This window comes from Polaromonas sp. P1_F9 (genome assembly GCF_056405615.1).
The window spans coordinates 155,429-168,809 of record NZ_JBFUBT010000006.1; the positions used below are offsets into that span (position 1 = coordinate 155,429).

12 protein-coding genes are annotated in these 13,381 nt (G+C 59.9%); 2 read left to right on the forward strand and 10 right to left on the reverse strand.

What is annotated here, in order from left to right; translation table 11 throughout:
* The first annotated feature begins 16 nt into the window (after nt 1-16).
* Nucleotides 17-919 (forward strand): carbohydrate kinase family protein, encoded by a 903-nt coding sequence (locus AC1DYR_RS18110; RefSeq protein WP_477706326.1) that lies wholly within the window; start codon nt 17-19, stop codon nt 917-919.
* Between the two features lie 86 nt (nt 920-1,005).
* Here AC1DYR_RS18110 and AC1DYR_RS18115 read toward each other — a convergent pair whose 3' ends face one another.
* The 10 genes from AC1DYR_RS18115 to AC1DYR_RS18160 all read right to left on the reverse strand — a co-directional run bounded on the left by AC1DYR_RS18115 (nt 1,006) and on the right by AC1DYR_RS18160 (nt 11,799).
* Nucleotides 1,006-1,359, reverse strand: coding sequence for a DUF167 domain-containing protein (locus AC1DYR_RS18115; RefSeq protein WP_477706327.1), 354 nt, complete (start codon nt 1,357-1,359; stop codon nt 1,006-1,008).
* Nucleotides 1,360-1,489: 130 nt separating this feature from the next.
* Nucleotides 1,490-1,963, reverse strand: coding sequence for a histone H1-like DNA-binding protein (locus tag AC1DYR_RS18120; RefSeq protein ID WP_431098248.1), 474 nt, complete (start codon nt 1,961-1,963; stop codon nt 1,490-1,492).
* Between the two features lie 14 nt (nt 1,964-1,977).
* Nucleotides 1,978-2,112: a hypothetical protein gene (locus AC1DYR_RS18125; protein ID WP_457281068.1), complete on the reverse strand. Its 135-nt coding sequence runs from the start codon at nt 2,110-2,112 to the stop codon at nt 1,978-1,980.
* Nucleotides 2,113-2,162: 50 nt separating this feature from the next.
* Nucleotides 2,163-3,386 (reverse strand): ribonucleotide-diphosphate reductase subunit beta, encoded by a 1,224-nt coding sequence (locus AC1DYR_RS18130; protein WP_477706328.1) that lies wholly within the window; start codon nt 3,384-3,386, stop codon nt 2,163-2,165.
* 131 nt (nt 3,387-3,517) lie between these two features.
* Nucleotides 3,518-6,427, reverse strand: coding sequence for a ribonucleoside-diphosphate reductase subunit alpha (locus tag AC1DYR_RS18135; protein WP_477706329.1), 2,910 nt, complete (start codon nt 6,425-6,427; stop codon nt 3,518-3,520).
* 443 nt (nt 6,428-6,870) lie between these two features.
* Nucleotides 6,871-7,470 carry a 1,6-anhydro-N-acetylmuramyl-L-alanine amidase AmpD gene (gene ampD, locus AC1DYR_RS18140; RefSeq protein WP_477706330.1) on the reverse strand — a complete coding sequence of 200 codons (600 nt, stop codon included), beginning with the start codon at nt 7,468-7,470 and terminating at the stop codon, nt 6,871-6,873.
* Nucleotides 7,457-8,905, reverse strand: coding sequence for a sigma-54-dependent transcriptional regulator (locus tag AC1DYR_RS18145; protein ID WP_477706331.1), 1,449 nt, complete (start codon nt 8,903-8,905; stop codon nt 7,457-7,459). The genes ampD and AC1DYR_RS18145 overlap by 14 nt, the downstream gene beginning before the upstream one ends.
* 5 nt (nt 8,906-8,910) lie before the next feature.
* The gene (locus AC1DYR_RS18150) at nt 8,911-10,626 is read right to left on the reverse strand and encodes a sensor histidine kinase (RefSeq protein ID WP_477706332.1); all 1,716 of its coding nucleotides are present in this window, start codon (nt 10,624-10,626) and stop codon (nt 8,911-8,913) included.
* Between the two features lie 133 nt (nt 10,627-10,759).
* On the reverse strand, nt 10,760-11,002 hold the full coding sequence (locus tag AC1DYR_RS18155; protein ID WP_477706333.1) for a PP0621 family protein: 243 nt from the start codon (nt 11,000-11,002) through the stop codon (nt 10,760-10,762).
* Nucleotides 10,999-11,799, reverse strand: coding sequence for a cytochrome C assembly family protein (locus AC1DYR_RS18160; RefSeq protein ID WP_477706334.1), 801 nt, complete (start codon nt 11,797-11,799; stop codon nt 10,999-11,001). Before AC1DYR_RS18160 ends, AC1DYR_RS18155 begins: the two co-directional genes overlap by 4 nt.
* A 101-nt stretch (nt 11,800-11,900) precedes the next feature.
* On the opposite strand from AC1DYR_RS18160, the gene ffh reads away from it, so the two are divergent.
* On the forward strand, nt 11,901-13,259 hold the full coding sequence (ffh, locus tag AC1DYR_RS18165; RefSeq protein WP_477706335.1) for a signal recognition particle protein: 1,359 nt from the start codon (nt 11,901-11,903) through the stop codon (nt 13,257-13,259).
* The last annotated feature ends 122 nt before the right edge of the window (nt 13,260-13,381 follow it).

Here is a 13,381-nt window from a genome sequence, read left to right on the forward strand (position 1 = left end):
AAAGCGAGAGAACTGAATGTCTGCTGTTATTTGTGGCTCCCTGGCGTTTGACACCATCATGACCTTTGAGGGACGCTTTTCGGAGCAGATACTGCCCGACCAGCTGCATATCCTGAATGTGTCGTTTCTGGTGCCGGCGCTGCGCCGCGAATTCGGTGGCTGCGCCGGCAACATCGCCTACAGCCTGCAGCAGCTCGGCGGCAAGCCGTTGCCCATGGCCACGGTTGGCAGCGACGGTGCCGAGTATGTGGAGCGCATGAAGACGCTGGGCATCAGCACGGAATTTGTGCGGCAGGTGGGGGACACCTATACGGCCCAGGCGATGATCATGACCGACCGCGACAACAACCAGATCACGGCTTTTCACCCAGGCGCCATGATGCAGGCCCACATCACCCGCATTGACGCACGCAATGACATCAAGCTGGGCATTATTTCGCCGGACGGGCGTGATGCCATGCTGCAGCACGCCGAGCAGTTCAAGGCGGCCGGCATTCCATTTGTTTTTGATCCAGGCCAGGGCTTGCCGATGTTTGACGGCAAGGAGCTTTCGCATTTTGTGGCGCTTTCAACCTGGGTGACTGTCAATGATTACGAGGCCAAAATGCTGTGCGACCGTACGGGCCTGTCATGTGCCGAATTGTCCCGGCGGGTGCAGGGCCTGGTGGTGACGCTGGGCGCGGAAGGTTGCGAAGTCTGGATTGGCGGCGAGAAAACCCTGGTGCCGCCGGTGAAAGCCGAAACCGTGGTCGACCCGACGGGATGCGGTGATGCCTTTCGCGGCGCTTTGCTGTTTGGCCTGGAAAAAGGCTGGGCGCTGGACCGCTGCGCCGCGCTGGGCAACCGGGTAGGTGCACACAAGATCGCGACGCGCGGCGGGCAGAACTATACGCTGAATTTAGAACAAATCGGCGATTGAATAAGACGGTGTAGGCGAAAGCAGCTATCAAATTAATAGCGATCGGCGCTCCCTTTCTCCTATTTCTCGCGGCGCTTTGCGCGGGGCTAAGACTCGCGGTGGCCCAGCGCTTTCAGCCATTCATTCCATGCGGCCTGGCTTGCCGCTGCAGCGCTGACGCGCAACTGTTTGCGCCTTGAAGCCTCTCCGCGAGCCAGGGTGATCGCCTGCTGCGGAACGCCAAGGCAACCGGCCAGCCACTTCACCAGCGCTTGATTGGCTTTGCCGTCCACTGGCGGTGCCTGCAGCCGCAGGCGCGGCGCCTGCTGGCCGGTTTCTCCGTGCAGGCCCATCATCTCGGTTTTGGCGGCATTGGGCACCACATGGATGTCGATCAGAACGTCCCCATTCTTTTCCCGTCGCAGAAAAGGAAGTTCGGGCAGTGCGCGGAATGGCTTCATGGCTGGAATGGTCCGGCGGCGATAAACAGGGGTCAGGGGTGTCAATTGTGGATGGCCTCAGGAACGGCCAAGCCATGAAAAAAGCCCGACATCTTTCGATATCGGGCTCTAAGCAGAATTACCTTACTGCTTACGGCTTGCTGGCTGTCGGAAACGGCCAGGCAGCTTGCGGGTTCAGAGTAGTCTGAGCCGCAGGGGCAGCCGCTGCAGCGGGTGCTTTCGCAGCTTTGGCAGCAGGTTTTTTCGCGGCTTTCTTCGCAGCGGGCTTTTTCGCTGCTTTCTTGGCGGCAGGCTTTTTCGCAGCGGCTTTCTTCGCCGCTGGTTTCTTCGCTACCTTTTTCGCGGCCTTCTTGGCTGCTGGCTTTTTCGCTGCAGCTTTCTTCGCTGCTGGCTTCTTGGCCGCTACTTTCTTGGCTGCTGGCTTTTTCGCTGGCGATTTTTTCGCAGCTGGCTTTTTGGCCGCTACTTTTTTCGCTGGAGCTTTTTTAGCCGGAGCTTTTTTCGCTGCTGCTTTTTTCGCAGGAGCCTTCTTAGCCGCTACTTTTTTCGCAGGGGCTTTCTTTGGAGCAGCTTTTTTAGCCGCAGTTTTTTTCGCAGTTGCCATAGTTTTCTCCTTGATCACGTTGCAAAGAGCACTTCACGGTTGGAGTACGTAAAGCGATTCACGGCGTTGGGCCCCGGATAAACCGGTCCCAGCGCCGCGAACACAGGAGCAAAGCCCAACGCGCACTCTTCGGTGCTGTCACTGGTCATTGCAATTCTTGAAATCATTGTTCGCTTGTCTCGCGTATTTTTCTGGTCAATCAATCCCAGGAAAGGGCACCACCGGACTGGTACTCGATCACACGGGTTTCAAAGAAGTTACGCTCTTTTTTCAGGTCGATCATTTCGCTCATCCATGGGAACGGATTCTCCTCGTTGGGGAAGAGAGTTTCAAGTCCGATCTGTGTGGCACGGCGATTGGCAATGTAGCGGAGGTAGCCTTTGAACATGGACGCATTGAGGCCGAGCACGCCGCGCGGCATGGTGTCTTCGGCGTAGCGGTACTCCAGTTCGACGGCTTTCATGAACAATGCCTTGATCTCGGCCTTGAACTCCGCCGTCCAGAGATGGGGGTTTTCCAGCTTGAGCTGGTTGATCAGGTCGATGCCGAAGTTGCAGTGCATGGACTCGTCGCGCAGGATGTACTGGTACTGCTCTGCGGCGCCGGTCATCTTGTTCTGGCGGCCCAGGGCAAGAATCTGCGTGAAGCCCACATAGAAGAACAGGCCTTCCATCAGGCAGGCAAACACGATCAGCGACTTGAGCAGGGTCTGGTCGGCTTCGGTGGTACCGGTCTTGAAGTGGGGGTCGGAAATCACTTCAATGAAAGGAATCAGGAACTGGTCCTTGTCCTTGATGGATTGCACCTCGTTATAGGCGTTGAAGATTTCGGCTTCGTCCAGGCCCAGCGATTCAGTGATGTACTGGTAGGCATGGGTGTGGATGGCCTCTTCAAAAGCCTGGCGGAGCAGGAACTGGCGGCATTCGGGTGCTGTGATGTGGCGGTAAGTGCCCAGCACGATGTTGTTGGCAGCCAGCGAGTCGGCGGTCACGAAGAAACCCAGGTTGCGCTTGACCAGGCGGCGTTCGTCTTCGGTCAGGCCGTTCGGGTCCTTCCAGAGCGCGATGTCGCGTGTCATGTTCACTTCCTGCGGCATCCAGTGGTTGGCGCAGGTGGCAAGGTATTTTTCCCAGGCCCACTTGTATTTGAACGGCACCAGCTGGTTGACGTCGGTCTGGCCATTGATGATGCGTTTGTCGGAGGCCTTGACGCGTTGCGCCTTGGCGGGTGCAGCGGCAGGCGTAGAAGGTGCTGCAGCTTGCACAGGTGCGAACGCGCCGTCGTTGAGCATGCGCACTTGCGCCTGGGGCTGCTCGGCAGTGTTCAAAGAAAGAGGCGGAAGTTCCATCGAGCGGCCTTCAGGCAAGCCGCTGTTGTGAGATGTTTGCAAAGATGGTTTGACTTCTTCGTCCCAGGTCAACATAGAGGTTTCCAATACTTTGGGATTATGAAAGCAGCGATACAAAATGAAAAGTGTTCATTCACATCGCTACAAAATTGTGTTGCTCAATTACATCGAATCGTGCGATGAAGCTCAGCGCACGATTCGACTTTTTATTGGCAAGCCTCGCAACCGGGGTCATCGATTGCGCAGAACTTGATGTCGGTCGCAGGTGATGCACTCATCTGAGCCTGAGCTGCAGCGGCGGCTGCTTCAAGCGCGCTCATGCCGCCGCCCGAAGTTGCCGTGCCGGAAGAAACCGAGTTCATTTTTCCGGCCGTCACAGTCGACTTCTCGGCATGAGTAGCGCTTTGCGTGCGCAGGTAGTAAGTCGTCTTGAGGCCGCGCAGCCAGGCCAGTTTGTAGGTGTCGTCGAGCTTTTTGCCCGAAGCGCCCGCCATATAGATGTTGAGCGACTGTGCCTGGTCAATCCACTTCTGGCGGCGCGCTGCCGCTTCGACAATCCAGGAAGTTTCAATCTCAAACGCCGTGGCGTAGAGCGCCTTGACGTCCTGCGGCACGCGATCGATCGGACGCAGGGAGCCGTCAAAGTGCTTCAGATCCACCACCATCACGTCGTCCCACAGCCCGAGGCGCTTCAGGTCGCGGACCAGGTAGTGATTGATGACCGTGAATTCGCCGGACAGGTTGGACTTGACCGACAGGTTGCCGAAGCAGGGTTCGATACAGGCATCCACTCCGATGATGTTGGAGATGGTGGCTGTGGGCGCAATGGCCACGCAGTTGGAATTGCGCATGCCGTCTTTGGCAATTTTCTTGCGCAAGGCGTCCCAGTCAAGGCTGGCGGAGCGGTCGACTTCCACATAGCCACCGCGCTGCTCGGCCAGCATGTCCAGCGTGTCCAGCGGCAGGATGCCCTTGTCCCAGAGTGAGCCTTTGTACGTGGCGTACTTGCCGCGCTCTTTGGCCAGTTCGGTCGACGCCCAATAGGCGTGGTAGCAGACGGCTTCCATGGACTTGTCGGCGAACTCGACGGCTTCCTGGGAAGCATAGGGAACACGCAGTTCATACAGGCAGTCCTGGAAACCCATGATGCCCAGGCCCACAGGGCGATGGCGCATGTTGGAATCACGGGCCTTTTTGACGGCGTAGTAGTTGATGTCGATCACGTTGTCCAGCATGCGCATGGCCGTGGTGATGGTCTTTTTAAGCTTCTCGTGGTCGACTGCGCCGTCTTTCAAGTGCTGGACGAGGTTGACCGAGCCCAGATTGCAGACAGCGGTTTCGGTGTCGCTGGTGTTGAGGGTAATCTCGGTGCACAGGTTGGACGAATGCACAACGCCGGTGTGCTGCTGCGGCGAGCGCACGTTGCAGGCATCCTTGAACGTGATCCAGGGATGGCCGGTTTCAAACAGCATGGACAGCATCTTGCGCCACATGTCGGTGGCCTGCAGCTTACGGGATGGCTTGATCTCGCCGCGCTCGGCCTTGGCTTCGTAGGCGGTATAGATCTTTTCGAAGTCCTTGCCGAACTTGTCGTGCAGGTCGGGTGTGTCGGACGGCGAGAACAGCGTCCAGCTGCCCTTTTCCATCACGCGGCGCATGAAGAGATCGGGAATCCAGTTGGCGGTGTTCATGTCGTGCGTACGGCGTCGGTCGTCGCCGGTGTTCTTGCGCAGTTCCAGGAACTCTTCAATATCCAGGTGCCAGGTTTCCAGGTAGGCGCAGACGGCGCCCTTGCGCTTGCCGCCCTGGTTAACCGCCACGGCGGTGTCGTTGACGACTTTGAGGAAAGGCACAACGCCTTGTGATTCCCCGTTGGTGCCCTTGATATGAGCGCCCAGGGCGCGAACGGGCGTCCAGTCATTGCCCAGGCCGCCGGCAAATTTGGACAGCAGGGCGTTTTCCTTGATGGCGTCGTAGATGCCGCCCAGGTCGTCGGCGACGGTCGTCAGGTAGCACGACGACAGCTGCGAGCGCAGGGTGCCGGCGTTGAACAGGGTGGGCGTGCTCGACATGAAGTCGAAGGACGACAGGATTTCGTAGAACTCGATCGCGCGCTCTTCACGGTTGATCTCGTTGAGCGACAGGCCCATGGCCACGCGCATGAAGAAGGCCTGTGGCAACTCGATGCGCTGCTTGCGCACGTGCAGGAAATAGCGGTCAAACAGGGTTTGCAGGCCGAGGTAGTCGAATTTCAGGTCGCGCTCGGGCTTGAGCGCGGCTCCCAGGCGGGTCAGGTCGAACTGCTGGAGCTTTTCGTCGAGCAACTCGTTTTGCACGCCCTTGGCGATGAACTGCGGAAAATACTCGGCGTAGCGAATCGCCATGTCTTCCTGGCTGACTTCTTCACCCAGCACTTCGCGGCGGATGGTGTGCATCAGCAGGCGTGCGGTGGCGTAGGTGTAATCAGGGTCTTTCTCGATCAGGGTGCGCGCTGCCAGAATGGATGCCTTGTAGACCTCGTCGATGGGGACGCCGTCGTAGAGGTTGCGCATGGTTTCCGCAACGATCGGGTCGGGCTTGATATCCGCACCCAGGTTGGCACAAGACGCCTCAATCAGAGCCTGCAGGTTGCGGATGTCCAGCGCGACGCGGTTGCCGCGGTCGGTCACATGGATCAGCGGCGCCGCGGGCGCCTGGGTTTGCGGCTGGCGTGCGCGCTCTTGCGTGCGCTTTTCGCGGTACAGCACGTAAGCACGGGCAATTTCATGGTGGCCGCCGCGCATCAGGCCCAGCTCGACCTGGTCCTGCACGTCTTCTATATGGAAGGTGCCGCCGCCCGGGCGCGAACGCATCAGGGCGCGAATGACCGCCTGGGTCAAGCCGTCAACCGTTTCGCGAACGCTGGCCGATGCAGCGCCCTGCGTGCCGTGCACGGCCAGGAAAGCCTTCATCATGGCCACGGCGATCTTGTTGGGTTCGAACGGCACCACACCGCCATTGCGGCGGATGATCTGGTAATGGGCGAGCGGGTTGCTTTGCGCGTTGGTATCGCCGGTTGCTGGGTTGCTTGCCAGAACGCTCGACGTGACGGGCACCGCGTGTTGTGCAGTTTGCATGACTTCCTCTTTGCTTTGTTTTATGGGTGGTTTGATGTGCTGTTCGGGGTCTCTGGATATATTGAGGTATTGCACAGGTCTATCAACCTGCTCCTTCATTTCCTGACCCGAATTACATCAAACTGAATTAGGGCTTAGACACTATACCTAGGGTATGGAGGGAATACAAGCCACTACAGGTAGTGTATCGCTGACTGAATGCACCGTTACGTTTTGTGGCTTTTTTGGGCCCCATTCCAGGCGCCTTGATCAGGGCTTGATGGTGGCTGGTTCAACCCTCGCGGCAATCCTGATGCCATGAGGCTTGCGAAGCTGATGCAGCGTTGTGGCGCGGCTTTTCGCGGGCTTTGATTGGGTGCGCCGGTCACCGCTGGCGTGGTAAAAATAACCGGAATTTCAACAGCAGGGCGCACCGCAATGGTGAGTGCGTCCGGGCGCACCGGTCAAATGATTTCGGGAAAACACCTAGCCGGTGACGACAGCGAGTTTTGCAGCAGAGGCCAGTTGAAGCCAGGGCCGGGGTCTCGCTTGCGGCCGGGTGCAATGTGCTCGTGCCCGGCAATGTGCTCAATGGGATAGCGCTGCAGGAGCGAGGCGCACAGCCCGGTCAGGGTTTCGTACTGGGATGCTTCAAAGGCATCTCCTTCAAGGCCTTCCAGTTCGATGCCGATGGAATCGTCGTTGCAGTTGGTGCGTCCGCGGTAGCTGGACTCCCCGGCATGCCAGGCGCGGTCGTCACCGCTCACAAATTGCCACAGCGCGCCGGTTCGGGCGATGAAAAAGTGCGATGAAACCTGCAGGCCGCGAATGCCCTGAAAGTAAGCGTGTGCCTCCCAGTCGAGCTGGTTGGTGAAAAGGCGCTGGACGTTGTCATTGCCGAACTCACCTGGCGGCAGGCTGATGGAGTGGATGACGATCAGGTCGATTTGTGTGCCGGGAGGGCGTGGACCAAAGTTGGGCGAAGCCAGTGCGCGTGCATAGCGGTACCAGCCGTTTTGCCACAAAGGCCGGGGAAGGGCATTGGGTCTTTCAGGCGGGGTCATCGGCAGGGTCAAGTCCGTCGGCCAGGTCGTCATTGCCCGGCGTGGCGATATTCAGGCGTGCAATGCGGTAGCGGATCTGCCGCAGGCTCAAACCCAGCCTCGAGGCGGCGGCCGTGCGATTGAAGCCGGTTTCCAGCAAAACCTTGGTCAGGATGTTTCGCTCTTGCCCGTCCAGGTAATCCTGCAGGTTTTCCGGGACGGGGACATGTTCTTCGGCCGGCGCATCAAAATGCAGTGCGCTTCCTTCGCCGAGCGCCACCGCCCGGTGCAGGATGTTTTCCAGTTCCCGGACATTGCCGTTAAAGGGCCTGGACTGCAGCTGTTCCATCACGGCGTCCGTCAACTCGGGTATCTTGAACCCGGACTCCTGGCAGATTCTTGACAGCAGGGCAGTGCAGAGTGCCGGCAAATCCTCCCTGCGTTCGCGCAGGGCCGGCACGGCAATTTCAATCACGTTGAGCCGGTAATAAAGATCCTGGCGGAATGTTCCTTCCTGGGCTTCCGCCGCCAGGTTTTTGTGTGTCGCGCTGACGATGCGCACATCCACTGTATCTTCCTGCGGCGAACCCAGCGGCCTGACGGTGCGCTCCTGGATAGCGCGCAGGAGTTTGGATTGCATGGCCAGCGGCAGGTCGCCGATTTCATCGAGAAACAGGGTTCCGCCCTTGGCTGCCTGGAAGTAGCCTTGCCGGTCCTGCGCTGATCCGGTATAGGCGCCCTTGCGTGCACCGAAAAACTCCGCTTCGAGGAGGTTCTCGGGTATGGCGCTGCAATTGACGGCGACAAAAGGCCCCGCCGCACGGTGGCTGCAGCCGTGTACGGCGCGTGCAACCAGCTCCTTGCCGGTGCCCGACTCCCCCTGAATGAGGACGGGCGCCATGCTCCCCGCCACCTTGACGATACGCGACTTGACGGCGCGCATGACGGCCGATTCACCCACCAGTTTTTGCAGAATCTGGGCGCCGTCCCCGCTTTTTTTCTGGCCGGAGGCAGGGGCCCCGTATTCCGGTGCACTTCGATCGCTTTTGGCCTGTTGTGCCGGATGCTTGGCACCCTGCACGGCCGACGCCACCACGCTGCGGAACTGTTTGAGGTCGACCGGTTTCGTGAGGTAGTCAAACGCGCCGGCCTTGAGGGCTTCTACCGCATTTTCGGCCGAGCCGTGGGCCGTAATCACCACGCACCGTTCGGGTCTTTGCTGGTCTACCATGTCGCGCAGCAATTCGAGGCCAAGGCCATCCGGCAGGCGCATATCGGTGATCACGGCATCAAAGTGATGCGCCTTGAGCTGTTCGCGGGCCTGCAGCAGGTCACCGGCCGCCTCCACCCGATACCCTTCCCTGAGCAGCGTCAGCTCATACAGGGTGCGCAAATCCGGTTCATCGTCAATGACAAGGATGCGTGCCTGCTGGGAAACGGGAATGGGGGTGTTCATGGTTTTCAGGTTGGCATTGTGGCAAAAGAAGCCGCAGGCAAGGTCACAGACGGGCCGGAGGGTGCGAATATGACAAAAAATTCGTTTCCATCAACGCCGCTGCGCTGCACGCGCTGGTAGCCGATCAGGGCGCCATAGCGTTCGCACAATTCACGGCAGATGTACAGGCCCAATCCGCTGGAGCGGCTTTCAGAGGAAAAAAATGGTTCGAACAGGTGTGTCTGCACGGTTTGCTCCATGGGCTGGCCATCGCTCCATACGGACAGGCGAGCCTGCCCCGGCGTAACAAGCTGGGTGGAGACTTCAATCGCCTGCGAAGACGTGCTGGCATAGCGCAGGGCGTTGTCAAGGAGGTTGACCATGAGGCGGCGCAAATGCTCGGGCTCAAAGCACACAACGGCGTTACCCGAATCTGCCGTGATCTTCATGCGTTGGGATGCCGCAGTCTGCCCTGCCCAGTCCGTGGCAACCTTGTGAGCGGTTTCGTCCAGTGCCAGGGTGGTGGTTTGCGGGGAGGGCAGGTGTGCCTGGGCACGTGAAATATTCAATACCTCATCGACGATTCTGGCGAGACGCTGTGCATTTTGCCGGATCATCCCGGTGAGCTGGCGGTGCGGCTCGTCCTGCAGGTCTTCTTCCAGCAAGGCATTGGCCTGAGAGATCGCCGCCAACGGATTCCTGATTTCGTGTGCCACTGCGGCCGACATGCGTCCCATGGCGGCCATCTTCTCGGTCCTCACGCGTGCTTCCATTTCACGGAGGTCTTCCAGGAACATCACACAAAGGCTTTCATGGGTGCCGTTTTTCGAGGCGGCAAGGCGGGTGCGCACATGAAGCCGCCGGGTATTGCTGTCCGGGTATTCAAGGCTGATGTCGGCTTCCTGGGGGGTTTGCGTGCTGAACGTGCTGTGCATCAACTCTGCCAGGGGTGACCAGGCCGCTTCCATGACGAGGATGAAAGGCGCGCTGCGAACTGAACCCCGGGCTCCCAGCAGACGCCTGGATGCCGGATTGGCCGACCGGACGATGCCGTTGATATCAACCACCAGCACACCGTCGGCCAGGGTTTCAATGACCAGTTCGTTCACCTGCGTCTGCATGCGCGCGGCGGACTGGCTGCGTTTTGCCAGCTGTTCTTCACGGGCCAGCCGCAACGCCAGGTGGTTCGCAAGCAGCGCAACCAGGAAAAAACCGGAACCGCTCAAGCCCGACTGAAGGAATCGTGCATTGAAATCGCCCAGCGCCTGGAGTGAGCTCCACCAGGCGTCGGCCAGCAGCAGCAACGTCACGCTGGCAGCGGTTCCGAAGGCCAGCAAAATCGGCCCGAGGATGGAGGCGAGGAGCACCGGCAGGGCAAACAGCGGCGTGTAATTGATGCCGCTCGATTGCAGGACATTGAGCGTCGAGAACGTGATGACGTCCACGCCGATGGTCAATGCCCACTGTGCGTCAAAGGTACTGCCCGGCGGCCGCGGCTTGGCCCAAACCCGCACGGCCAGCGTGGCGCACAGGTAGGCTATGCATACCGCGATGGACCAGCGGTTGGTGATGTTGCCCAACGCGTAGATAACCGCCTGAAGGATGACGAGCACCGTGGCGATGGCAACGCGTGCCGTCATGAAGACACGCCACAAACGGCCAAAGGAACCCAGTTCGGGCACGCTCTCCCACGCGCCTGACGCCTTGCCCCCCGTTTCAAACCAGTGGGATGGCGTGCTCATTGGGGCCTGCTAACACTATGTTTGCAAGATGCGTTGCGCTCCTCACCCAGACTCCCGGTCTGGGATTCGTCGCGCGCCTTGATTGGCACCGTTTTCACCCCATTCGCATTTGTAAACATAGTGTTAGCAGGCCCTAGTCTCCTGCCTGGCGGCGATGCGCGTCACTGCAATAAATCCCCTTGCCGCCTGTCAGGGCGTCGGACTTCGGCAAATGCACGTGGCAGACATCGCACGCGATCATCTCCGCAACGGCCGTTTCGCGGCCCGGTGCCTGGCGGGGGCGGGCAGCCGCCGCATCGTTTCTTTCCGTATCGCGGTTGTGGCGCCAGAGCCAGAAAACCACCAGCACGAATCCCATGACCAGAAGGTATTTCATGCCCGCCTCAGAATGACTTCAAGTACAAAGCGCGAACCGGCGTAGCCCAGCAGCAGGAGGCCGGAGCCCAGGTACAGCACACGGACGGCCTTGCGGCCACGCCATCCGAGGCGGGCCCGGCCGATCAGGAGGCCGGCAAACGTCAGCCAGGCCAGCACCGAAAACACGGTTTTATGATTCCATTTCCAGGCCAGGCCGGGCCCGTAGAGTGTTTCGGCAAATAGCCAGCCTACAAACAGCGTGGCCGACAGTAATACAAAGCCGGCCTCCACGAAACGGAAGGTGAGCCGCTCCAGCGTCAACAGCGGCACACCCGCATCGGTTTGTGCGGCCAGCCGGATGGAGCGCTCGGAGCGCGTCATCAGCCAGCCGTGCACTACTGCGGCAGCAAACAACCCATAAGACGCAATGCCCAGGGCCCAGTGCAACGGCAGCCAGGGGGACGCGATGGCGTGATAGGTGGTACCGGGGAAAATGACCGTCAGGATGACAGCTGCGCTGCCCAGCCCCGCCAACGCCCAGTGGGCCTGGAGTTGTGGAAACAGGCGGCTTTCGATGGCGTAAACGGTCAGCACCAGCCAGACTGTCATGGACAGCGCCGGTGCAAAGCCGAAACGCGGGGGCTCGCCCAGCAGGCCGTCGGCCAGAGCCAGCGCGTGCAGCAGCCAGGCCGCCAGCAGCAGGCCGCGGATGGCAGCTGGGTTCAGGCGCGGGGAGGCCAGTGCCAATGCAGCGTAGGCGACGGCAGCACCGGCTGCCGCTGCAAGACCCCACCAGTCGCTCAAAGCTAAAATCATGGCTAGAGTTTAGCCTTTACTGCTTCTTTTCCCCTTTCGGGCAGCCTTGCGCTGCAGCCTTTCTTTTCCACCTAACTGCGCCGCGCTCGTGGCGCCTTCCCATGGCCTCAGCTCTTACCGACAAGTTATCCCGCCTCGTCAAGGAAATGCGAGGCCAGGCCCGCATCACCGAATCCAACGTGCAGGACATGCTGCGCGAGGTACGCATGGCGCTGCTGGAGGCCGACGTGGCGCTGCCGGTGGTGCGCGACTTCATTGCCCGGGTCAAGGAAAAAGCGCTGGGCCAGGAAGTGATGGGTTCTCTCTCGCCGGGCCAGGCGCTGGTGGGCATTGTCAACAAGGAACTCGCCGCCACCATGGGTGAGGGCGTGAGCGATATCAACCTGGCAGCCCAGCCGCCGGCGGTCATCCTGATGGCTGGCCTGCAGGGCGCGGGTAAAACCACCACCACCGCCAAGCTCGCCAAGCACCTGATTGAAAAGCGCAAGAAAAAAGTGCTGACGGTCTCAGGCGACGTCTACCGCCCTGCCGCCATCGAACAGCTCAAGACGGTGACCAAACAGGCCGGCGCCGAATGGTTTCCGAGCACGCCCGAGCAGAAACCGGCCGACATCGCACGAGCCGCCATTGACTACGCCCGCAAACACTTTTTTGATGTGCTGCTGGTCGATACGGCCGGCCGGCTGGCCATTGACGAAGCCTTGATGGCCGAAATCAAGGAGCTGCACGCGATCCTGAACCCGGTTGAAACGCTGTTCGTGGTCGATGCCATGCAGGGCCAGGATGCGGTCAACACCGCCAAGGCCTTCAAGGAAGCCCTGCCGCTGACCGGCATCATCCTGACCAAGACCGACGGCGATTCGCGCGGCGGTGCGGCGCTCAGCGTGCGCCAGATCACCGGCGCGCCCATCAAGTTCTCCGGTACCAGCGAGAAGATCGACGGCCTGGAGGTGTTCGACGCCGAGCGCCACGCCGGCCGCATCCTCGGCATGGGCGATATTCTGGCGCTGGTCGAGCAGGTGGCCGCCGGGGTGGACATGGCCTCTGCCCAGAAGCTCGCCGCCAAGATCAAGTCCGGCGACGGCTTTGACCTCAACGACTTCCTGAGCCAGTTGCAGCAAATGAAGAACATGGGCGGGCTCTCCAGCCTTCTGGAAAAGCTGCCCGCACACATGAGCGCCAAGGCCGGCCAGGTCGACATGGACAAGGCTGAAAAAGACATCAAGCGCAAGGAAGGCATCATCCAGAGCATGACGCCGCTGGAGCGCCGCAAGCCCGAGCTCATCAAGGCTACCCGCAAGCGCCGCATTGCCGCCGGCTCCGGCGTGCATGTTCAGGAGGTGAACCGCCTGCTCAACGAGTTTGAGCAGATGCAGGGCATGATGAAGAAGATGAAGGGCAGCGGCATGATGAAGATGATGAAGCGCATGGGCGGCATGAAGGGCATGCCGAAGTTTTGATTCGCCGGATTTTTAAGTAAAAAGTGCCTCTGGTCCAATATCTGAATGCACTTTCAGCTATCTAATTAATAGCAGTTTCCGTCACGCACCGCCGTAAAAAAGCCGCTCGAAGCGGCTTTTTT